The 23064-nt window shown below is 60.3% G+C and carries 17 protein-coding genes and 1 pseudogene; 2 read left to right on the top strand and 16 right to left on the bottom strand.

Going from position 1 to position 23064, the window contains the following annotated elements:
• Positions 1 to 4: 4 nt before the first annotated feature.
• The 5 genes from METLW3_RS0121695 to METLW3_RS0121675 are packed head-to-tail and all read right to left on the bottom strand — an operon-like array spanning position 5 to position 3984.
• Entirely contained in the window at positions 5 to 610 is a 606-nt protein-coding gene (locus tag METLW3_RS0121695) for a hypothetical protein (RefSeq protein WP_024881865.1), read from the bottom strand.
• The gene (locus tag METLW3_RS0121690) at positions 607 to 1233 is read right to left on the bottom strand and encodes a hypothetical protein (RefSeq protein ID WP_024881864.1); all 627 of its coding nucleotides are present in this window, start codon (positions 1231 to 1233) and stop codon (positions 607 to 609) included. Before METLW3_RS0121690 ends, METLW3_RS0121695 begins: the two co-directional genes overlap by 4 nt.
• Entirely contained in the window at positions 1230 to 1985 is a 756-nt protein-coding gene (locus METLW3_RS0121685; protein ID WP_024881863.1) for an ABC transporter ATP-binding protein, read from the bottom strand. Before METLW3_RS0121685 ends, METLW3_RS0121690 begins: the two co-directional genes overlap by 4 nt.
• Complete coding sequence (locus tag METLW3_RS0121680; RefSeq protein ID WP_024881862.1) at positions 1982 to 3040, bottom strand: iron ABC transporter permease; 1059 nt, start codon at positions 3038 to 3040, stop codon at positions 1982 to 1984. The genes METLW3_RS0121685 and METLW3_RS0121680 overlap by 4 nt, the downstream gene beginning before the upstream one ends.
• On the bottom strand, positions 3037 to 3984 hold the full coding sequence (locus METLW3_RS0121675) for an ABC transporter substrate-binding protein (protein ID WP_051465571.1): 948 nt from the start codon (positions 3982 to 3984) through the stop codon (positions 3037 to 3039). Before METLW3_RS0121675 ends, METLW3_RS0121680 begins: the two co-directional genes overlap by 4 nt.
• 650 nt (positions 3985 to 4634) lie before the next feature.
• On the opposite strand from METLW3_RS0121675, the gene METLW3_RS27100 reads away from it, so the two are divergent.
• Both METLW3_RS27100 and METLW3_RS0121660 read left to right on the top strand, forming a co-directional pair.
• Positions 4635 to 4988, top strand: coding sequence for a hypothetical protein (locus tag METLW3_RS27100; RefSeq protein WP_134188250.1), 354 nt, complete (start codon positions 4635 to 4637; stop codon positions 4986 to 4988).
• A 185-nt stretch (positions 4989 to 5173) separates the two neighbouring features.
• On the top strand, positions 5174 to 6361 hold the full coding sequence (locus tag METLW3_RS0121660; protein ID WP_245267473.1) for an IS3 family transposase: 1188 nt from the start codon (positions 5174 to 5176) through the stop codon (positions 6359 to 6361).
• A 621-nt stretch (positions 6362 to 6982) separates the two neighbouring features.
• Here the strand turns inward: METLW3_RS0121660 and METLW3_RS28490 are convergent.
• The 11 genes and pseudogenes from METLW3_RS28490 to METLW3_RS28475 all read right to left on the bottom strand — a co-directional run bounded on the left by METLW3_RS28490 (position 6983) and on the right by METLW3_RS28475 (position 22289).
• Positions 6983 to 8977, bottom strand: a complete 1995-nt coding sequence (locus tag METLW3_RS28490; RefSeq protein ID WP_210163778.1) for a GSCFA domain-containing protein — start codon at positions 8975 to 8977, stop codon at positions 6983 to 6985.
• Between the two features lie 565 nt (positions 8978 to 9542).
• The gene (locus METLW3_RS0121640) at positions 9543 to 12650 is read right to left on the bottom strand and encodes a glycosyltransferase (RefSeq protein WP_198022834.1); all 3108 of its coding nucleotides are present in this window, start codon (positions 12648 to 12650) and stop codon (positions 9543 to 9545) included.
• 505 nt (positions 12651 to 13155) lie between these two features.
• Positions 13156 to 14277, bottom strand: coding sequence for an NAD-dependent epimerase/dehydratase family protein (locus METLW3_RS26180; protein ID WP_157516638.1), 1122 nt, complete (start codon positions 14275 to 14277; stop codon positions 13156 to 13158).
• 101 nt (positions 14278 to 14378) lie between these two features.
• Complete coding sequence (gene gmd / locus METLW3_RS0121630) at positions 14379 to 15365, bottom strand: GDP-mannose 4,6-dehydratase (RefSeq protein ID WP_024881855.1); 987 nt, start codon at positions 15363 to 15365, stop codon at positions 14379 to 14381.
• 68 nt (positions 15366 to 15433) lie between these two features.
• Positions 15434 to 16840: a mannose-1-phosphate guanylyltransferase/mannose-6-phosphate isomerase gene (locus METLW3_RS0121625; RefSeq protein ID WP_024881854.1), complete on the bottom strand. Its 1407-nt coding sequence runs from the start codon at positions 16838 to 16840 to the stop codon at positions 15434 to 15436.
• A gap of 567 nt (positions 16841 to 17407) precedes the next feature.
• Complete coding sequence (locus METLW3_RS0121620) at positions 17408 to 18061, bottom strand: DUF1796 family putative cysteine peptidase (RefSeq protein ID WP_084484919.1); 654 nt, start codon at positions 18059 to 18061, stop codon at positions 17408 to 17410.
• A 298-nt stretch (positions 18062 to 18359) separates the two neighbouring features.
• Positions 18360 to 18500, bottom strand: a pseudogene (locus METLW3_RS26175) (transposase); the annotation flags it as partial.
• A 140-nt stretch (positions 18501 to 18640) separates the two neighbouring features.
• Positions 18641 to 18943, bottom strand: a complete 303-nt coding sequence (locus METLW3_RS28485; protein WP_157516637.1) for a hypothetical protein — start codon at positions 18941 to 18943, stop codon at positions 18641 to 18643.
• Between the two features lie 556 nt (positions 18944 to 19499).
• Positions 19500 to 19685, bottom strand: coding sequence for a hypothetical protein (locus METLW3_RS0121610; protein WP_024881851.1), 186 nt, complete (start codon positions 19683 to 19685; stop codon positions 19500 to 19502).
• A gap of 26 nt (positions 19686 to 19711) precedes the next feature.
• The gene (locus METLW3_RS0121605) at positions 19712 to 21946 is read right to left on the bottom strand and encodes a hypothetical protein (RefSeq protein WP_157516636.1); all 2235 of its coding nucleotides are present in this window, start codon (positions 21944 to 21946) and stop codon (positions 19712 to 19714) included.
• Between the two features lie 43 nt (positions 21947 to 21989).
• Positions 21990 to 22289 (bottom strand): hypothetical protein, encoded by a 300-nt coding sequence (locus METLW3_RS28475; RefSeq protein ID WP_157516635.1) that lies wholly within the window; start codon positions 22287 to 22289, stop codon positions 21990 to 21992.
• Positions 22290 to 23064 lie beyond the last annotated feature (775 nt).

Below are 23064 nucleotides of genomic sequence, written 5' to 3'. Positions count from 1 at the left end.
GTTCTCAGAACTCCTCCTTCAACCACGGCAGAAAGCCGTCGAGAAATCGCGTCGCCGCCGGCATGAAGTGCGATCCGTGGTGATAGAACGGGTCGAGGCTCGTCACCAGCATGCGGCCCTTCGTCGTCACCTCGTCGAGATAGAGAACGGAGCGTCCCTCGGCGTCGTCGATCAGCGAGCGCGCGCCATCGGGCGGCGCGAAGACGCCGTGCAAATGCCAGGCGATGTCGTTCGCGCCGATTCGCGCGAACAGCGGATGGCGTGGATCGGCGATTGAAAGGCCGAGGCTCGCGCCGGGCTCGAGCCACCACCACCAATTGGTCGGCACGCTGGTGAAGCGGATCGACGGCAGCCACAAATGCTGATCGGTCTCGCCCATGGCGACGACGGCGCCGCCCGCGGCGAGATAGGCCTCGAGGCACGCCCGATGCGGCGCGAGCCGGCTCGCGGGCGTTCGGCACGGCGCGAGCACGATGTCGAAGCGCGACAGATCGATATCGCCCAGCTCCTCCGGCCGCACGAGCGCGTCGAAAAGACGCGCATAGCGCGGCGCCTCCAGCGTCTCGCAGTGATAGGCCGTTCCCGGATGAATAGCGAGAATGCGAGTCATGACCACAGCGCCGTTGCTCCTGCGCACCAGGCGACGATTCGCTCGGCGAGCGCGACATTGACGGAAGGCTCGTCGCAGACGGTCCAGAGATCATTGCCGGCGTGCATCAGTAGCGCGCCGCCGGCGGGCCTGTCCCAGACCCAATCGATCGGCGCCGCCTGCGGTCCGACGCCGGTCAGCGCGCGGCCGCCCGGCGGCGCCGGCGCATGTCCGCGGCCATAGAAGCCAGCGACGCCGCGCCGCGTCTCCAGCCGCGCGCGGTCGATCCCCTCGAAGACGGCGTGCTCGTCGAGCGCGACCAGCGCGAAATCGGCGCGGCGCCCGGCGCCGAGCGGAACGAAAGGCGCGAGCTCCGGCAGGAATGGCCGCGCGAGATGGCCCATGAAGGCGAGCCGCCCGCCGCGATCGAAGAAGGCTTCGAGCGCAGCCGAGCGGCGCGCGAATTCCACCTGGTCGAGATGCATCGTCGTGACGAGGCCGCGCGCCGCCGCGAGGCGCGAGTCGTCCAGCTCCGTCTGCCGCACCATGGCCAGCGCGCCAGCCGCGAGCGGCGCGTCGAAAGCCTTCGGCGGCGGTCCGTCACCGCTCAGCACAAGCAACGTCTCGCGGTCGGCGGCCGTCATGGCGTGGCTCCCGCGAACAATGGGACGACGATCTCGATCGGCGCGCGGCCTTCATCCTCGAGGGTGACGCGCCGCACGGGCAGCCCATAGAGGCGCGTCAGATTGATTTCGTTCAGAATGGCGCGCGTCGGGCCGATCGAATGTTCCGAGGGTCCCAGCATGAGCAGCGCGTCGTCTGAGACGCTCAGCGCATGCTGCGGCAGATGCGTCGAGAACAATATGGCGTGACGCCCCTGCCGCTTCACCTCGCTCAGCACGGTGAGCAGGCGGTTCTGATTGGCGAGATCGAGCGCCGAGGCCGGCTCGTCGAGGACCAGCGCCGGCGAGCCGGTGGCGAGCGCACGGGCGAGCAGCACGATCTGCCGTTCGCCGCCGGAGAGCCGGTCGAACGGCCGCTCGGCGAAATCGCGCGCGCCGACGAGCTCCAGCGCCTCGAGCGCGGCGCGATAGTCGGCGGCGCCGGGCGCGCCGAACAGGCCGAGGCCGCGCGCCCGGCCCATGACGACGACATCGAGAGCGCGATAGGGAATGTCTGCGCCGATCGACTGCGACACATAGCCGATGACGGATGGCGCGATGCGGCGACCGGCGGAGAGCGGAACGAGCCCGGCGAGGGCCTTGATGAGCGTCGTCTTGCCGCGCCCGTTCGGACCCAGCACGGCGAGAATGCGGCCCGCCTCGAGCATGAAGGAGATGTCGGTGAATATCCACCGCCGGCCGCGTTGCGCGCCGGCCTTCTCGAGACCGATCATCCGGCGAGCTCCTTGCGGCGCGTCTGCCGCAGCAGAGCGGCGAAGACCGGCGCGCCGATCAGCGCGGTGATGACGCCGAGCGGTATCTCCGCCGCCGTGGCGCTGCGCGCGAGGCTGTCCACGAGCAGCAGATAGGATGCGCCGAGCGCCGCGGAAACGGGCAGCAGCGCCCGCTGATCCGAGCCGACCAGGAGACGCGCAGCGTGCGGCACGACCAGCCCCACCCAGCCGACGACGCCGGCGACGGCGACCGCCGCGCCCTCTATGAGCGCGACGGCGGCGAAGACGAGCCAGCGGTCGCGCTCGACCGAAAGGCCGAGGGCGCGCGCCTCCTCCTCGCCGAGCGAGAGGACATTGATGCGAAAGCGCATGAGCCAGAGCATTGCGGCGCCGGCGAGGACGCCGGGCGCCGCAATGCCGAGGCGCGCCCAAGTCGCGGCCGAGAAGCTGCCCATCAGCCAGAACACGATCGCAGGCAGCGAGCTGTTCGGATCGGCGAGAAACTGCAGCAGTGAGACGAGCGCCGCGAACAAGGCCCCGATGACGACGCCGGTCAGCACCAGCATCACCGTGTCGCTGCGGCCCTCGACGCGCGCCAAGGCTCCGACCAGCGCAAGCGCGACAGCGCCGAAGGTGAAAGCCGCTCCGATGAGCGCGAAGCCGCTGAAGCCGAGCGAGATGGCGAGCGCGCCGCCGAAAGCCGCGCCGGGCGACACGCCGAGAATTTGCGGCGCCACCAGCGGATTGCGGAACACGCCCTGCAACGCGGCGCCGCTCACGGCGAGCCCCGCGCCACACAGCGCGGCGAGCAGAACGCGCGGCGCGCGCACGAGCAGAATGATGCGCTCGTCCATCGCGCTCCAATCCGCCGTCAATGGCGAGACGCGCGACAGCAATATTGCGATCGCCTTTTGCGGCGCGATCTGAAAGCGTCCGACGCAGAGCGCCGTCAGCGCGGCGACGAGAAGCAACACGAGGACGGCGAGCGCTCGCACCCAGCGTGGAAGCGCGCGCTTTTGCGGCGTGTCGCCGCTCGCGGTCACGAGCAGGCTCATTTCGACTCGCTCGCCGCGAAGCGATCATAAAAGCGCGCGTCGCCGTTGATCTGCACGCGAAGCACCTCGTCCATATCCGCTTGCGACGGCGTATGGCCGTAGAGCAGCCGATAGGCGCGCGCGATCTCTGCGCGCAGATCATAGTGGAAGGCCTCGGGATAGAGGAGATCGGCGAGCCACATCCAGGTCAGCGGGCTCTCCTGGCTGGGCGGGTCCCAGCGATAGCCTCCGATCGGCATTTTATAGACGCGCCGCTCGCGCGCGGCGCGCGTCGCCGACAATATCTCGTCGTCATAAATGCGCGCGGGCGTGAGCTTCTCCTCGAAGCCGTTGAGCAGGATCACATCCGGGTCCCATTGCGCGATCTGCTCGGCGTTGATCGCGGGCGCGCCGGCGAGACCGTCGGCGGCGTTGCGGCCGCCGACGAGGCGGATGTAGAAATCATTGTAGCTGTTCGCGCCCGCCGCCGCGAGGCCGCTTGCGGCGCGTTGCAGATAGACGACACGCAGCCGCCGCGCTTCCGGAATGTCGCGCGCCGTCTTCTCTATGGCGATGATCGTCGCAGCGCGCCAGGCGATCAGCTCTTTCGCGCGCTCCGGCTTGCCGGCGATATCCGCCATCAGCGCGAGATTGCCGCGCGCGAGCGACTCCGTTCCATAGCGCAATAGCGCTGTGCGAATACCGGCGTTGCGCAAGGGGCCGACAATGTCGTCGCCGCGATCGCCCCATTGCACGACGACATCCGGATCGAGCAGAGCGAGCGTCTCGACATTTGGCATGAATCCATCCGCGCCGACGCCGGCGACAGACGCGTCGATGGCGCGCGCCTGGGGGAACATGCGTCCGAGCAGACCCTCGTCGATCGCTCTCTTCGAAGAGGGATGCATTCCGACGAGCCGCTGCGCCGAGCCTTCCACAGCGATGAAGGTAGAGGCGGATGGCATGGGAATCGTAACGACACGCTGCGCTGGACCGGGCAAACACACCTCCCACCCCGCGAGGTCGCCGAAACAATCGGCTTGCGCGCGCAACGGCGCGCAGGAAGCGACGATAAGGGCCGCGCCGCCGACAATCCCCGCACAACTCATGCCCACCTCGCAGAACGCGCTGCGCGAACACACTCGTCTCGATTATTCGAGAAGCGTCCGAGCTGCATCGACCCGACTCGAGATCGCAACGGCGCGATCATCTGTTCGATCACGAAGCTCGTGGAGCCGGCCCACCAAGTCAATAGCGTCGCTTGGTCCTTGGAATTGTTACAGTATCTATCATCGTGAGCGCCTCGCGCTCCGAGTGTGGAATGCTTCGAAAGACGCCTCGGCTCTCACGCGATCCGAGCGCCGGGACCGAGCGCATGCGCATCTAGAATGGTCGTCCCTCCTGTTCTATAATCTTCCATAATCTGGCGGGAACGCGTCGCTATCTTGGTGGAGCCATCGTGCGATCCGTCCTCGGGCGGCTGTGGCGTTTATCGAATCCTGTATGTGCTTTCTCCACTTCTGTGTCTCGCGATCATACCTCGGGGCGTCGAGCCGGCGGTTCGGGACGTCCGCGCCGCGACACATCCGAAAGCAAAAACTGGGGAATTGGGTAGATGGGAAATCTCTTTGAAAAGTTTTTTGGATCCATGCTCAAACTGGCCATATTCGCGTATCTCCTGATCGCGCTCTGGTTCGGCGCTACACGAGACCACGCCAACCGCAGTACAATCTCGGCGATAATCGAAGGCTCGACCTGGCCGATCACTCTGATCCTCGATCGCTGGCATTCAGAGGATCAGAAGGCGATCGAGGCGCGGGTGAACGCAGCCGTCGATGATGCTCTCGCCAAGGATCGCGCGCTTCGCAAATCGCTTTCGACGCTTCCCCCCGACACGCCGCAGCCCGACATGCCGAGCGGCCAAAATCCCGCGCTGGACTGGGCCTTGTCGAAGCGACCGTCAAAATGAAGAAAAGAAAATGTCACCCATCTTCCACGCCTCCCGCGCAATGACGCCGACGGGACCTGGAACGGATCACGCGGCGCCGAGCGGACAGCTATAATTCGCCGCCGCCTCGATAATGCGCCGCTGACCTGCCCCTGAAAAATCCCACCAGCATCGATTAGAGTCCGGCCGATTGCAGGACGGACACGATGAAGAAGAAACGGTTCACAGAAGAGCAGATCATCGGGATTTTGCGGGAGCAGGAAGCCGGCGCGAAGGCGGCGGACCTCGCGCGCAAATACGCGGTTTCGGAGACGACGCTCTACAATTGGAAGAGCCAAATTCGGCGGGATGGACGTTTCCGAGGCCAAGCGGCTGAAGGCGCTGGAGGAGGAAAACGCGCGTCTGAAGAAGCTCTTGGCCGATCAGATGCTCGATGCGGCGGCGCTTCGCGAGCTCCTGGCAAAAAAATGGTAGGGCCCGCCGTCAAGCGCGACGCCGTCGCGCACCTTCAGGCCGTCATGGGCCTGTCGGAACGTCGGGCCTGCCGGATCGTCGCGATCGATCGCAAGACGGCGCGCTACACGTCGAAGCGCCCGGCCGACGCCGAGCTTCGAGCCGAGCTGCGCGATCTCGCCAATGCGCGTCGGCGTTTCGGCTACCGGCGGCTGTTCGTCTTGCTTCGTCAGCGGGGCGAGCGCTCGGGCAAGAACCGCATCTATCGGCTCTACCGCGAGGAAGGTCTGACGGTGAGGAAACGCCGCGCGCGCCGCCGCGCCGTGGGAACACGGGCGCCGATTCTCGTCGAAGCGAAGCCGAATGCCCGATGGTCTCTCGACTTCGTGCACGACCAGCTCGCCAGTGGGCGACGATTCCGCATCCTCAACATCGTCGATGACGTGACGCGTGAATGCCTGGCGGCGATCCCGGACACGTCGATTTCCGGCAAGCGGGTGGCGCGCGAGCTGTCGGCGCTGATCGAAAGGCGCGGCAAGCCCGGCATGATCGTTTCCGACAATGGAACCGAGTTCACCTCGAACGCCGTCCTGTCCTGGTCGGAGGAGAACAAGGTGGAGTGGCATTTCATCATGCCCGGCAAGCCGATGCAGAACGGCTTCTGCGAGAGCTTCAACGGTCGCATGCGGGACGAGCTGCTCAACGAGACGCTGTTCTTCGGGCTCGACCACGCGAGAGAGAAGATCCGATATTGGGCGCACGACTACAACCACCGACGACCGCATTCTTCGCTCGGCTATGCGACGCCGGCGGACTATGCGGCCGCGCTCACCGCAACAGGCGATCGGCTGCGCAACCCCGACCAGCTCCGCCGATCGCCTGTTGCTCACCCCACGCCCGCGGGCGTATCAACCGCCGGGACTCAACTCGCCGCTGGATGAAATATCGGGGGCAGGTCAATAGGCGTAGACATAGATGTTGCTATCCATGTCCTACCGCTACCACTTCCACGCCATGCGCCGCCAGAATGGCGCCAGGTGAACGCTTACGAAAGCTGCAAGTGGCGACGATTGTTTCGACATGCCTGACGTTCTCACGAAGATCGTCGACGGCCATCTCACGAGCAAACTCAATGAACTCATGCCATGGGCCTACGCCGCGCCGGCTGCGCCGAAAGACGTGGCCTGAAAACAGCGCTTACCATGCATGGCTTCAAGCATGGAATGATCCATCGCCCGACCCTCCTCACGGCCAAATCACTTGAAGAGGATCGGGCGTCACTCAAACTTTTTCGAGGTGGGACGCTCGCACCGCTTACGTTCCATCCAGACCTTCCCGTCGTTCCGGGCTCGCCATCCGTCTGCATCGCCTCAGGGCGATGGCAGCGTGGAAGTCCGCGTCTACCGTCGCCTGAGACGACACCGATCCGTTGTTGCGCGGCCGCGTCAGGTTAATGTGACATCGCCGCGCCGCGACAACGTGCACTGCAGGAAGGTCGCCCGCTTTGATCACGCGTCGAATCGAATGATGTGTCACGCAAGCGGACGCTCGATGTAGGCCTATCAAAAATTGGCGATTGCCTCCTCGTCGCAGACGAGTCCAAAAAGCACTTTCTTCCTCTTCGCTTCGGCGAAGTCTTCGTCCATGATCGGGGGCGGCGACGTAATCGGCTGTTCTGCGTCGTCCGCATAGTGCCGCATGAAGACGCCCATGACGTGAGCTACGCCTTCCTCGGTTACCGAGCGCAGATCGTCGTCGAAATACCGTCCTTTGCTGTAAGTTCCGGTAATGATTTCGAACGAGGGAAAATACTCGACGTTTTCGTGTGTTCTGCTGGCGTGTTCCGCCGCGACGCGGAGCACTGACTTGCTATAGGTCGTGGCGACGAGAGCATGTTCCGGCTCATAGGTCGCAATCAGCGGCACCGGCGAAACCGTCAAAATGATCTTGCAGGCGGGATTGATGATCTTGATCAACTCCACTGTCCGGTCGAGGTCGGTAATGACCTCGGACACCGTGAAGTTTTTGAACTCGTATAGGTGAGGACTCGGCTTTCCAGCCACCACGCCCGGCGCGAGAGGATACACGGTGCCGTCATGGCGGGATCGCCATCCTTCCGTCAGTCCGAGCGTGAAAATAAACACGTCCATGTCACGAAGCATGGACGTGACCGCTTTCAGGTGCTCGTCTCGCGCCGCTCGAACTTCCGAGGGCACGGCAAATCCTTCGGGCTCGATCTGCGGCCGCAGGGGGTCGACGAATTTGCCATCCGGTCGTTCCCAACAGTCTTCCTGTGGGTGGAATTTTCCCAAAACCCTATCGAGCAATTGAACGAGCTGACGCACGGTATAAATATTGCCGTAACGCGCTGAATAGACCCCATAATTGAGCTCATGCGCCCGTTCGGCGCTCATTCCAGGGGGGGCGGCTTCGGAAATGAGATAGTCAAAGCCGCTTTTGCTGAGCGTGCGGGCAATATGTTGCGCAAAACAGCTTCCGGCGGTCGCAATTTTCGCGTTCTTGGATAACTTGAATTTCGGATTTACGACCGGATCGAGATCCGGGATCTTGACGGCGGCGACCGATTTTTTCCAAAATTGGACAGCGGGAATATCGCTGTATGGATTTTGAGAGCGCGCTTTTGCGGGCTTTGCCGCTTCGGCGTGCATGCTGACCGCAGGCGTCGAATTCAATTTTTCACGCATGAAGTCCAAAGACATGTTTAGGGGCTGAATCGTCGACCGATCATATCGCGCGAAGGATTCATAGGATACTTCGACAAATTCGCGCAAGGACATCACGCCGCGCGATGAACGTAGCGGTTCCGGCCTAATGAAAGTATAATCGCCCGGAATGTTATAGCGGCTGGCTATCTCCGGATAGACCGGCCAGATCGGCATAACGCGCAATGGGTCTTCCAGGTATTGCGACACATTGCGCCTCACTGCGGGAATCTTGACCTTGTCGAGAAGAGCCATCGCAATGTCTTCCAGCGCGGAAAGATGCGGATGGTTGAATGAATACATGAAACAACCGTTGCGTGTCCAACGCTCGAACATGGCGTCTAAGGGCATTTCCGAAAGACGAGCTTCGCCGAAGAGGTCGGCGCGGCTGGACTCCCACGCGTCTAGATAGCCGAGCCGGGAATAAACCCAAGGATTGTAAAAACTGATAATGTCGTCGACACTCAATCCATGAACATAGCCGAAGACGGCGATCGCGGATTGGTAAGTGGTCATCCCGCTCTCGGCGTTAATCGCTTCATATTTGCCGGATGGGAGTCCTCCCCGGACAAACGTCATGTCTGGATGGTATGCAGAAAAGGATATAAACGGAAAAAAATGCGCTTTTTTCAAATGTCGGTCTTTAAGCAACTTTCGCACGAAAGGCTGAGTGAAAATAAGGTCGCAGTTATCGGCGATCGCGTCGAGAGACTCGTTTCCGCTCACAACATCCGAACTCACGAGCGTGAACTGTGCGTCAAAACCTGGGTTCAACGCTTTTATGCAAGACGCTATCGAAGCGCCGTTGCAGTTGGCCAATATGGCTACCTTCATGCTTCCCTCGCATTCGCTGTTTTGCTTAGATCGACGGGTCACGCCCATGGAATGTCCGGATGCCGCCGGCGCCCGATGGTCGCGGCCATAGATTACGCCGACCGAATGAGCGGAGACCGACTGCTATAAACGCGATGGCCCGCCCCGAGCCAAATTGCGAGCGGCGATTCATCTCCGGCATCAATTGAAACGATCTTCGCACCGAGGTGGGTCACGAGCACGCCGGTGGCGATGAGCGCCATTACAGTATCTCGGAACGATCTTGGGAGCAAGATCGTCGCGTGCGGTGCTTGCACCCAACCGATTTCATTTCCTGCACGCTTCACCATGGATGGTGTCCGCCGAAAGTAGGCTGGTACGACAATCTCAGTTCGCCAGCGCGGCATTCACCACCTCCAGAATCTACGATTCTCGAGGTGGTGAAAAAGCTCTGCGGCACCCAATGAAAAATCCCGACGACGCCAAAACTCGCGCCGTCGGGATTGACGAAGGTCAACGCTGCAAGCCGCGTCCTCTATGGCAGCGAGGGCCACGTCGGGGTGAGCTCGGAGACCGCCTCGTGTCCTTAAGCGCTTTCCGCTGCCGCCAGCCGATCGAGTTGAAGCTCATCCGACGCGGAAGGCAATTCGTAAAAACGGGCCTTGTGGGCTTCCACGAGTATATCGATCAGCATTTGCGTCGAGTCCTGCCAGCTCCGAGGCTTCCATTGCTTACGTATCATCTGCTCGCGCTGTGCGAGTTCCTTGGGATGGTGGGCGAAAAACTCCATGCGATCGGCCCAAGCGTACGTGTCGTAAGGACTGATATACTCGACGAGATCACGCCCTGTCTCCTTCAAGGGATCGACGTCTGAGGTCAGGCAAAATTTTCCATAGGACAGGCTTTCGGGAAGAGTGAGGCTCCAACCCTCGTAAAAGCTCGGTAGTAATGTAAACAAGCAGTTACGATACATCGCGTCCAGTTGCTCGTCCGAAGGAGAAACGATGACCAGATTGCCGCGGACACGCTTGTCCGCGGACATGTTCGCGATTGCATCGTCCGTATTCCAGCCCTTTTTGCCCACAAAGGCCATCTGGAACGGCGGTTGACCGTCGCATCGTTCTAGGATTCGCAGATAGGCCTTGTAGAGCATGTCGTGATTCTTCCGGGCTTCGAGCGTGCCGACGGTCATCACGAACTTGCCATTCAATCCCATCGCCGACAGAAGCGCGCGATCACGCTCGGGAGAAGGCTCCGCTGCGCGCGTGTCGGCAAGCGCGAGGTCGGAACCGAACTCGATGAACGCGCTCGGAGGGACAGGCCAGCCGTTCTGCTTCTGAATTGCTATTCCATCTCGCTGCGCTGTGCGGCCGCCATAGACGATATGGTCGAATGTTTTCGACACATGTTCGATGAATGGCTGGTAGCTCCTCACTGTATTCTCAAGATGAAATTGTGGGATGAGGAAGGGCGTGAAATCATAGACGAGTTGGGACGTCAGATGGAGCTCCTCTCGCGAGCTGACATCGAAGACTTTGGCGTTGCGAGAAAGTTTGCCTGTGCCATCGCCGTCAATGGCGGCGAAAAAGATGATGGCGTTTTCGGGGAACCGAGGCAAATAGGCGGGATGGGACGCTATCGGACCCGTCGAATGGAAGGGATTGCGATGCCCAGTTCCTGCGGCCTCATGCGGTTCCCAAAATTCATGAAAGTTTTTATAGCCTGCGGAAATATTGCTCGCGTGGAAGAGCCAGCCGAGCAGCTCATGCTCTATTTCGAAGAAATAGTCATGTGTATACGCAAAATAACGCGTATTGGGCCTCAGCACATGCAAGTGATAGGCGTACGCCAGTTCCGTACGGATTATGCCATTGACCCCACCCTTCCAGTGGAGGAAGGACAAAGTGATATCCATCCAGATTGTCGGCTCCTCCCAGAGAGTCAGCGGACACTTTCTCCGGGCTTTCGCGGGCGCGGCAGGTGTTTGCGCCGAGAATTTGCGAACGGCATTATACATGGTCTGCGCCGTGTCGAACCATAGAATATTCTTCCACTGCGCTCGGATTTTTTGTTCTTTTTCTTGTAGCAGCTGTTGATTGCTGGAGTATAGAATAATCTTGTCGGCCCAAGTGCTGGTGTCGAACGGCTCGGCGTAATCAATCATATCGCCGCCGATTTCGCGCAGGGCGGGAGTGTCACACGCGATGCAGAGCTTGCCCTGCGCAAGACTTTCCGGCAGCGGCAGACTCCAGCCTTCGTATAGGCTGGGCAGCACTGTAAATGCGCAATTTTTGTATAATACCGCGAGTTCTTCGTCCGAGGGCGTCAAATGAATGATCCGGCCTTGCACCCGAGGATCTCTATGCAGGAAGCGGAGAATGTCGTCCGCGCGCCAAACCGGTTTACCGCAAACGACCAGGGTTGGCAGACCTTCGGGCTTCCGTTGCATGGCCAGAAGATAGGCGCGATAGAGCGTGTCGTGGTTTTTACGCGGCTCGATCGAACCGACGCAGATCACGAACGGACTTGAAATGCCCAGCCGCGCCAACACATCCGCGTCTCGGCTATGATCGGTCGACTTTACGATATCCGTGCCGAACTTCACCGCCACGTTTGGCGGAGTGGGCCAATGCTCTCTCTTTTGGAGGGTGATCGCATCCATTCGCGCAGTTTCACCACCGTAAAACAAAAAGTCACAATGATGCGAGACCCAGTCCATGTATCGGAAAAATAGCTTCTGGCCATCTTTGGGATAAAGATGTGCAGTTTTGCTATGAATCAAAATGATATCATAAATCAGATAGGAAATATATACGCCCGGAAATTCATCCTTTAGAATAGAATAATAGTGTTCCTTGTGATCCTGAATAAAGCCCGTCGAAATTATCGTATCGCGCTCTACAAACGGATGGAAGAAGGCGTCTCCGTCTGGGACATCAACCTTAACGACATGCCTTTTGGGGGAAGAGCCCTTTTGCCGCCCAAAATACGTCATATAGGCATCGGTGACATTGGTCGCTTCAAATAACCAACGTAATTGTTCGTGTGGGACCTCCGCGAAACCGGTGCCGATCTGAACCGAAAAGCCGACATTGGGATCGATTTTTTTCATCGCGCTGGCGATTTCAAGTTCTGCCCGCACCATACCCGCAACGCCGCCTGTCCAGCGCAGCGAAAACGTCAGATCGATCCACACGCGACCTCGAGTGGTCTCTCGCGCCCGGGCGGGTTGCATTGAAGCCAGGCGATGTGCGAACAATGCCCGAGGGATGATCGTCGCCGCGATTGACACGCGGCCGTCCTCGTTAGATTGACCGCCCCGATCGTCCTGCTCGGTGACCATCTGATAGGAATAGCGACGAGAATCGATTTCTCGAGTCGGATCCTCCTGCGCTCTCAAAGACAAGACGATTTCGCCATCGGGGAATTGGGTGACGCCTTTCAAATCCAGCGACGCTTCGAACCCGTGATACCCTTCGCCCATTCCCGCAGACTTGAGGTCGGCTCGATATATGTTGGCCTCTGCAGTCCCGACAACGTTTTCGCCGAGCAGGATCCTGACGCAGACAGGCTCCTGTGGAGCATCGGGCCGCCACGCCCAGCCTCGAACTCTATTCCCTTCGATGGGATCGAGATGGCCTTGAAACTCAGTGCGCTTGCCCGCGATTTGTTGCCAAAGCGATCTCAAATTCATTTTGTGTAACACTCCTCTTATTTGCATATCAGACGGAAGAGTCCGAAGCTGGTTGGACCACATTCTGGGCTTGGCGTCGCTGACGCGGTCTTAAGTGTTTGATTCGTACCACTAGACTGGAGGTCGATCAAGGTGTATCGGCCGCATGCTCGAGACCAGACTGCTTCGGGGAACTGGTGGGCATGGCTCTGGTCGCAGATCGCGCCGGCATGTGTTTGCGAGTCCGCTCGACGAAGCAGGGAAAACGCAGAAGGTCAGCGTTTCCCGTGTGTCATCATCCTGACGGTCCAAAATGTCGATTTCGGGCTATTCGTCTCCCACCCTGGACGAGTGCCCGGAGCGCAGGTCGCGTTCCACCACCGTCACGCTTCGTGCTCTCGTCATTCCTTCTGATCTGTCAACGGCGAGTTCAATGACGCGCGCGACACTCTCAGGCGCTGCTACCGTCGCATCGGTTCGATCATTTCGCCCTTCGAAGGCCGATCCAAATCGCTGCGACGCATCTTTACGCTGAATCGGCCGCAAATCTCGCGCGCAAGGGGCGAAGGGTCGTTGCGTGCTGCTCCTTGTAATAATCAAACATATCCCTGGCCATTTCCTGCACCGAACGCAGAGCCATTCGGCGTGGAGATAGACGATCCAGCTTTTCACGGGATCCGATCAAGCGCCACAATTCGTTGGTCCGGACGAACGCCATATCCTGAATAATTTCAATTTCATAGCCGGCAACAGCCTGAAAGGCGCGGATCAATTCCCGCAGTGATGTCGCCTTACCGGAGCAGAGATTGATGGTTTCACCGATCGCAGCCGGTTGATCGATGAAATCGGCGAGAACGCTGCAGGCAGCGGTAATCTCGATATAGTCGCGGTAGACGTCGAGATTGCCAAGCCTGATCTGGCGTTCGCCCTGTGCAAAAGCCTTGGCCAACTTTGGCACAATGAACGCATCGTTCTGGCCTGGGCCGACAATGTTGAACGGCCGGAAGATCGTCGGATCGCAAAATTCGACAGCCTGTTTTATCCAAAATTCGGCGCAGAGCTTGCTCATTCCGTAGTCGTGCACGGGATTGGGTTGCAGGGCTTCGTGCAATTCTTCGACGCTCTGATTGCCATAGACGCCGGCTGTCGACAAAAATATAAAGCGCGTGCGCCGCCCGAGGGCCTTGATCGCCGCAAGTAGGTTTTTTGTGCCCAGGACGTTGGTGCCGTAATATTCTAGATGAAGTGGATGGATGGCGCTCGAAATTGCAGCACAGTGGAAAATCACGTCCGGCTGGGCTTTGCTCACGACATCCGACACCAACACAGGATCCGTCAAATCGCAGCGGACAAAGTCGCCCTTTTCAGTGGATACAGTGCCGATGACTGTGAAGCCTCTTGCACGCAGAGCCTTGGTCAATGCGGAGCCGACAAATCCTGAACCGCCGGTAACGAGAATCCTAGTCATGGCGCTATCCTTGATGCCTCGCTTTGTAACGAGTTGCTCCTGGGCACTATACAGCAGATCGACGAAATATGCCCTTGATACTTTCTTCGGCTTGTCGAGCGCCAGACCGCCTTTATGTGGCGTGGGAGCAAAAGGGAATCCGGCACTGGCGATCTCGTGGTCGGTGGGACGGCGCAACACGAGATTGCTCTCGATGCGCTCGTCACCGGTTGATCATCTCCAAACCCCCGACGACGAGCTTGGTTCGTCCGTCCATTCCGGTCCGACGGCACCGACCGAATTCAGGCTCGCGCGCCCGGCTTCAACCGCTCGAGATCGGCGTCCACCATCTCGCGGATGAGCTGGTCGAGCGAGGTCTCGGGCGCCCAGCCCAGCGCCTTGCGCGCCTTGCTCGAGTCGCCGAGCAGAATATCGACCTCCGCCGGGCGGTAGAATTTCGGATCGATCACCACATGCGCCTCCATGTCGAGGCCGGCATGGGCGAAAGCGATGCGGCACATGTCGCGCACTGTGGTGGTGACGCCCGTCGCCACCACATAATCGTCCGGCGTCTCCTGCTGCAGCATCAGCCACATGGCCCGCACATAATCGCGCGCATGGCCCCAGTCGCGCTTGGCGTCTATGTTGCCGAGGCGAAGCTCCTTGGCGAGGCCGAGCTTTATGCGCGCCACGCTATCCGTGACCTTGCGGGTGACGAATTCTATGCCGCGCAGCGGGCTCTCGTGATTGAAGAGAATGCCCGAGGAGGCGTGCATGCCGAAGCTCTCGCGGTAATTGACCGTGATCCAATGGCCGTAGAGCTTGGCGACGGCGTAAGGCGAGCGCGGATAGAAGGGCGTCTTCTCGCTCTGCATCGGCTCCTGAATGAGGCCGTACATCTCGGAGGAGGAGGCCTGATAGAAGCGCGCGCCGGGGGCGCCGAGCCGCAGCGCCTCGAGCACATTGGCGACGGCGACGGCGGTGATGTTGGCGGTGAGAATGGGCTGGCGCCAGGAGGAGGCGACGAAGGATTGCGCGGCGAGATTGTAGACCTCGTCGGGCTTCACCTCCTGGACGATGCGCAGCAGGCTGGAGAGATCGCCGAGATCGCCGTCGAGCAGCTGCACGTCATTGGCGACGCCGAGCCAGCGCAGGCGATGGTCCTCGACGCCGCGATGCGAGGAGCGGCGGATCACGCCATAGACTTCATACCCCTTGCCGAGCAGAAGCTGTGCGAGATAGGCCCCATCCTGTCCGGTAATGCCCGTCAGCAGCGCGCGTTTCGTCATGCACCCCTCTTAATTCAAATCCACTTTCGCGGCTTTCAACATCGGCCGAACGGCCGTCTATAGACGATCTAGGCGCGGCTATACAAATCGGCGAGGCGGACGATATCGTCCTCGCCGAGGTATGAGCCGGTCTGCACCTCGATGATCTCGAGGTCGATCTTGCCCGGATTGCTCAGGCGATGAATGCAGCCGATCGGCAGATAGACCGATTCATTCTCGTGAACCAGCAGCGTCTCCTCGTCGCGGCCGACTTCCGCCGTGCCCTTGACGACGATCCAATGCTCGGCGCGATGAAAATGCTTCTGCAGCGACAGGCGCGCGCCCGGCTTCACCACAATGCGCTTCACCTGATGCCGATCGCCGGAATCGACCGATTGATAAAAGCCCCAGGGGCGGAAGATGCGCTTGTGCTCGCCCGCCTCGCGGCGGTTCTCGCGCTTCAGCTGATCGACGAGCTGCTTGACATTGTCGCCATGCTCGTGACCCAGCACCAGCACCGCATCCGGCGTCGTCACCACAATGACATCGTCGACGCCGACGACGGTCGTCAGCGTCTCGTCCGAGCGCACATGAACATTGCGCGAATCGCGCACGACGCCATTGCCGCGCACCGAATTGCCTTGTTCGTCGCGCTCGGTCAGCTCCCACACGGCGCGCCAATTGCCGACGTCCGACCAGCCGATGTCGGCCTCGATCACCGCGGCCTTGCGCGTCTTCTCCATCACCGCATAATCGATGGAGGTCTTGGGCGCGCGCGCGAAAGATTCTGCGTCCAGCACCAGAAAATCGAGATCGGCGCGGCCTGCGTCGATCGCCTTTTCCGCCGCATCGGCGATCGCCGGCTCGAATTGCGCGATCTCCGCCTGCATCACATCGGCGCGGAAGATGAAATTGCCGCTGTTCCACAAATAGCCGGCGTCGATATAGCGCTGCGCGGTCTCGCGATCGGGCTTCTCGACGAAGGCCTCGAGGTTGAAAACGTCGCCGGCGATGCGCTCGCCGGNGCGAATATAGCCATAGCCNGTGGCCGGATTGTCGGGCTTGACGCCGAGCGTGACGATATAGCCGTCCGNGGCGGCGGCCGCCGCCTTCTTGCACAGAGCGACGAGGCCTTTGGGGTCGCGCACCACATGATCGGCGGCGAGCACGACGACGATGGTCTGCGGCGAGCGGCGCGCGGCGACGCCGGCGGCGACGGCGACCGCGGCGGCCGAATCACGCCGGGTGGGCTCGAGGACGACATCGGCCGAGGCGCCGATGGCGCGCAGCTGATCGGTGACGAGGAAGCGATAATCGGCGTTGGAGATGATGACGGGCTTGTCGAACGCCTCGTCCGACAGCGTCTGAATGGTCGTCTGGAAGGTCGACAGCTCGCCGACGAGCGGAATGAATTGTTTCGGGAGAGTTTCCCGCGACTCGGGCCATACGCGCGTGCCCGCCCCGCCGCACATTATGACAGGAAGTATCTTCGTCATGTATTGCCTTTTGGCACACAATCTCCGAGGCAGACGGAAGAGTGGTAGAATTGTCTACTTTATGCCAGGTTGATGGTAGTAAGGGAGTCGTTACGATTTCCGCTAAAGCTAGCCTAGCTATAGGTGATCAAGTTAGGCTTGGCAAGAGCGACACGGGGTATTAATGGAATTTCGGGCACGATTCAAAGGAGATAGACACTTTTCTGGGTTGCATTTATCAAAGATACTCGCCTTTACGTTTTGTCGTCTTCGCATCAAGCCCGCCGGCCACTGGCGGCAGGACGCTTGCTGTGTTGCCCGAAACAGTTTTGAAGCTACGGCAGCAATCCCACCTTATTCACTGGGTTGCTACGGTCCGAAATGTCGCCATGTCGATCTGGATGGATGAAGCCAAGGCGATCGGGCGACGCGGCCGCGGTGTGGCTTTGCGGCCAACGAGATCGTCGCGCCCGAAGAGGCGATTGGTTCAACAACCGCGGACTGCGACAGCCGATTTGAAACGTCGCCCCGGCCGAAGCCGCGGCGCACTATTATGTGCTACACGATAAGCGCCCTGCGCCGCGTGACTCAAACCGTCGGTTCCTCGGCTTTGACGAAATGGATACCCTGACGGAGGAAGAGCTCGTCCCAGCCCCTGTCGCTGCCCTCCCATCTGGTCTCGCCGTATTTTTCGGCGACGTCTAAGTGTAGTCGGGGATGCTCGCCGCGGTATTGGCTACGCAATAACAGCAGATTGTAGTCGACGTTCGGCAAAATACGTTCGATCGCCGCCACAAAGCGCGAAAACAATTCGTCGGTGAAGTCGCCGTTGCGATCACCGCCGCTGACAAAGCCATCATCCGCACGGATAAACAAAACTCGTCCACGCATAGATCTGAATCGGTTGGCAAGGTAGGCGAACTTGTCCCGGTTGGACCGACAGCCTGCAGCGACGAGCTCTTGGACATAGGTTCCGTCGGGGTGTCCGTCCTGAAAGTCGTGAAAGTGAATAGTGCCATACCTATTGCAGAGCACGCCCTTGCCGTCAAAGATAACTCGCATATTCTCAGGGAGGAACATCTCCGCGAAGTCGCACTCCAATATTTCTACCAAGGAGAGCGTCGGCGTCACAAACCAGTCGAAAACATGCGCCTTGTTCGATCCGGTAAGCCGCCTGATGTGATGCGCCGTCTCGCAATGAGCTCCCAGACTCACGATATGATCAAACGATCGACCGATCACACGATCTCTCCTCGCATTTTAGATCCGGGCTGAATTCTATGCATAGTCGCTCTCGTTGTCCAACTCGCGGGCGGCTTAGAGTCGTCGCGGCGCTCTCGTTGTTGCTCTTTTTTGAAAGAGAGCGGTATGAAAGTCGGAACAGTCGATCCACGTATCGTAAGCCCGATCAAAAAAACGGGCTCCCGAGCCCGTACCATTTAGTGGGAACGATACGCGCGAATCTCATCATGGCCTGGCCGCAACAGCGGCCACTCGCGAGAGGCCGAATACATTTACGCAAATTGCGTCCGACCGCAGTGCCGCCGAATTTGGCCTTCCAATTGTAGAGCGTCGTCTCCGAAACCGCGTATTTGCGCGCGAGGTCCGCCGCCTTCGCGCCGGCCTCCTGCTCCCGCAAAATCCCGATGATCTGCTCTTCCGTGAGCCGTTTCTTCTTCATCGTGTCCGTCCCTGCAATCGGACGGACTCTAATCGATGCAGGTGGGATTTTTTAGGGGCAGGTCAATTTTCGTTGCTCCATATCGCGACCTCCGGCAAAATCAGGCCGCCCTGATGGAGGCCACAATTGATTCATCCGATTCAAGCTCCTAGCGGCTCTAAGGCCCGGCGAGCCATATTGAGACACGCGGTCGCTTCAATAAGAGCAGTCTGAACTTCGCGCAGGCGGGAAACGGCCGCCTGGCAGCTAGCGTTGACTTCAGCCCTCTCTTGGGAAGTGCGATCGGTTGCGCTCGCGCGCTCCAATCGGTTGGCTTGTTCGAAAATGCCCCGGAGTAAGGCACCTTCTTCCTGCGCCAATGCCTCGGCCCGGGCCGATGCCTCCCGGTATCGTTTCAGTTTATTGACGAAGCCTTCGTTTTTAAGTTCGTTTCTCTCGCCCATACTTCTTACTTCTTAAGTCCTAGGTGTACAGTTTGAATAGCCAATGCCACGTTGGAAATCAAGTGGTAGACCGCGAGCACCTCGGCATCCGCCGGGCCGCCCCGATCGCCGAGCAGCCCGTCCCCAATATACACGTGTAGCTTTGCCCCGCAGGTGAACGCTAGGCTCAGGACTCATTGATTGAGATAGAAGGCGACAGCGGCGGCGATGCATACGGCCGAGAAGAAGGCGTGCGCGCATAGATCGTAACGGGTAGCGATGCGCCGCGGTCTTTGAGCTTAGCGAAGAGGTTCTCGATCTGTGACGTTGCCGGTAGAGCCCCTTGTCGTAATCGAGAGGCTTCTTACGGCTCTTCGTCGGGGGAATGCAGGGTTCGGTCCCGCGCTCCGCGAGCGCTCGGCGAAACCAGTCGCTGTCGTAGCCGCGATCGGCGATCAGGGCCGAGGACGGCGGCAGCGCGTCGAGCATCAGCCTCGCGCCTTTATGATCGCTCATCTGCCCTTCGATCAGCATCATGACGAGCGGCTTGCCGGCGCCGTCGCAGACGACGTGGAGCTTAGCAGCCCGTTGACGAAGTCAACAGGGGAAAGACCCACTCGACCAGCCGAAGAAAACCCTCGAGGAGGCGTTTTGCGAGGCGATGCTCGGCGCGATGAACGCGCTGGCGGCGCAGCAGCCGCGGCCACAGCTCGTCGTCGACAACGACCGGCGCCTGGAGCCCCGCGCCGAGAAGCGTGAGCACCCTACGTGACGCTCGGCCCGCAACCACTACGGCGTGAACTTCTGCGTCGCGACCATCCCGCTACAATATATCTGCCCGACTGCGGTCGCCGGCGATGCATTGTCGTATTTTGCAATCGAAATATACTGATTATATGCGTATAATACGCCTGTTGCGGCGTATTGTTGGCCTACAGTTGTGCGTATCGTGCATGGAATAGTGGCTGGCATCAAGGAAAATTCAGCTGGCCGCCAATAATCGGCGTCATTGAGCAATCCGATGCGGAAATAATTCGCAGGAGAATCACCAACATCCGAGATCGTGGCCACTACTTCTAGCATATAGGCGTTCGAATTCAGGCGGAGCAGACGCTCTATAACACTGTAGGTTCCGTTGCCGTCGGTCTGATACGTTCCAGTGTAGGTATACCACCCCACCCGAGCATTGGCGGTCATGCCGTTCGCGCCGCCGTTGTTGCTATAGGCTCTTCCGCTGAACCATATATTATTCGTCGGCACAGTCGCATTAATCGCGTATCCGATATTGTTTGCGATAATGGTTTCCGGAGCGATTTGTATCTGCGTCGTCGCGTCGTCGACCTTGATCGCGTCGGCAAGACTAGTCTCGATCAAAGGAGACGAAATGGAGATGTTCCCCGACGGGTAGTTCTTGACGTATATATCGGCGGCGCCCGTGCCAGCAGACCCGACGAGCCCCTTGACCTGAAATGGCGTTCCGGGCTGAATTAAGTTGTCGTCGATGTAATACCCATAATTGCTGCCGACCTGCGTTCCGTCCGCGACGAATTGCGCGCCGAAAAGCATTTCACGGTTTCCGCAAACCCCTGCCATCGTGGTGCAGCCGATCGCCACGCTCCCCCTGTTATCGATTTTGACCTGAGCTACGGTGTTCCCGAGCGACTCGCCGTTATCGACGAAGAGATTGGCCGCCCCCAGCGCATGAATGCCGACGCCCGCGTTGAGATCGGTATAACCGCCGGACATGATCAGGTTCGTATTCGCGTTCACAGGCGCGTTGAGGCCGAGCGCGCGAACGCCGTCATTCCGCATGAACGCAATCTGATACCCTGTGAGAAAAACCTCATGGAAGCCGTAGAAATAGAGGCCGTCCCAATTCTTCAATCGAACATCGGGCGTATCGGACTCGAGGTCCAGCGTACCGACCGAAATGTTCTCCAAATGAGCGTCAGACAGCTTATTGAACCGAATGGCGGCGCCTGCCGTCATGGTCGTTGCGCTGGTCACGCGAATGTTGCTGATATTCCAATGGTTCGAATTGTGCATCCCGCCGAGCGCGGGATTGCCGAACGTCAGCAGGTCGGGCGTGGTCGGCGCGCCGGTGTAGCGGAAAGTCGTGATCCCGCCGCCCCCGCGGATAGTGACCTTGTTTATGTCCTCGGCAGGCGCCGCCAGCGGAGACTTGAAATCGAACTGGCCTGCGGGCGCCGTGAGAATGACGCATGCCGGGGCGGGCGAGGCTACGGTATAAGACCGGCATTTGTCCCCGCCCGCCGCCGTGCCGAGAAGCGCCAGCCAATTGTTGATTGCTGTGGAATTGTCCGCGGCCGTCGCGGACGCGCCGAAATGCAGAAGATTGGCCTCGCCGCCAAAATTCCCGAGCCAGCATTTGCCGTCGAGCGACGGCACTTGCGAGGCCCCGTCACCGGCGCCGGCGTTGAGCGTGCATGCTGAGTTCGACGGCGTGAACACGAGCGCCGGACCATCGCCAAGTGACGAATATCCAAGACGCGCGACCGCCGTCGCATAGCTGATCGGGAGCGCTGACAGCGCCGTGTTATTCGGGACCACGGCTTGCTCGGCCCCGAATATCGTGAACCCGCTCACGCTATTCGGGGCATTGGAAAGCGCAGAGAAGACGCCGGCCCCAACGGGCATGTCTTGTGCAGCCGCCGGTGCCTCCGTCGGATTGCCGAGGATCGTCAACGACCCGCTCGAGGGGAGCTGAAGGTGACTGATCGCCCCCGATATGTCCGCAAACCCAGGCTGCGAGCAGGTGAGGCGCCCATCCGAGCCGGCGGCTGACACCCACTCGTGGGGCGAGCCTGTCAGGGCTCGCGCCGAGAACAGGTTCGAGACGGTTGCCCGCCGCGTCGCCCCAGACTGGACGACCGCGACCATCTCGCTGCCTGACAACGGCGTCGCCGCCGGCGGGAGGCCGCTGATCGGCACAGTCGATGACTGCGCGAGCGCGGCGGCCGTGGTGGAGACGAGGGCGAGGAGGACGAGGAGGGGCTGTTTCATGTGAGCATGATCGCCGAAGGCGATCGGCGATCAACGCACCGTTTTAGGGTCGTCGACCTTGGGTCGACCTGAGCTCACCGATCTCTTGCGACAACTCACGAACCAACCTCTGCAACTCGGCAATCTGGCGCGCCTCGGCTTCGATGGCTTGTTGACTGGCAGAACGATTATTAACCGCGGCAATTTGCTGCCCAAGACAATTTATCGGCTCTACGATGTCACGCTGATCATTGATGAAACCACTAACACCCGCGCCATCGGAACGGCATACGACGCCGCCTAATGCGAGCGCATGTGACGATAAAGCAGTGTTCAAAAGGAACGCGACGACAATCTTTTTCATAAATGTCCCTCAGCTCGACGAGCCATCCTCTCGCAATTCGGGACCTCACTCAAGCTCGGCGCCGCCATCCACGCACAAAAACGCCCCGCCTGTTCATCCGAGGTCGGGGCGCTTTCGTCGAGGAGCGAGGCACGGACGACGCGCAGGGAGTGGGTCACTCGCCTCGCCGCTGAATTCCTCGCCGCGCCCTGAAACACCGCGGGCGGGCGCTCCGCCAGGATCACGCAGCGCGCTCCGCTCGGCGCGATCCGAGAGGCCGCCGCCCCCCCGCCTCGATGCTGAACGTCGCCAACACGATAACCCCGCCGCTGGCGTTGCGCATCGTCGCGCGGCGTGGCCCGTACGGCGGGTCGGGCGGCTTGGAGATCATCACGCGGCCCGTGGCGGCTCGTCGTCGCCCGGTACCGGCCACACTTAGGGCGTTCCTTTCCCGATTGCCCGGCCAGGACCGCGGAGCCGCGCCGCTTGGCAAGCGCTCGGACCAGCTGGCTCGGCGAGTCGACGTAAGTTCGGACCTGCATGCGAGCCTCCTTGCGAAGCAGCTATGCTCGCTGTGAGCATAAGCTCCGGGGATTCGGCCGGCAAGTGCTCGGAATGCTTCCCCACCTTCCCCAGCGAAGTGGGGAAACCCGGTGATCCTGGGGTGTTCCCAGCACCCCACCCCACCCACACCCCCTCTAGGGGGGTGGGGAAGTGGGGAACCGGGGTCCGCAAGGTGGGGAAATCGGCGCGCCGAAATGTCTCGACCGCCCTCTCGCGTCGACTGGGCACCTGC

It is taken from the genome of Methylosinus sp. LW3, from assembly GCF_000527115.1.
Lineage (GTDB): Bacteria > Pseudomonadota > Alphaproteobacteria > Rhizobiales > Beijerinckiaceae > Methylosinus.
This window is presented reverse-complemented; position numbering and strand designations above follow the sequence as displayed.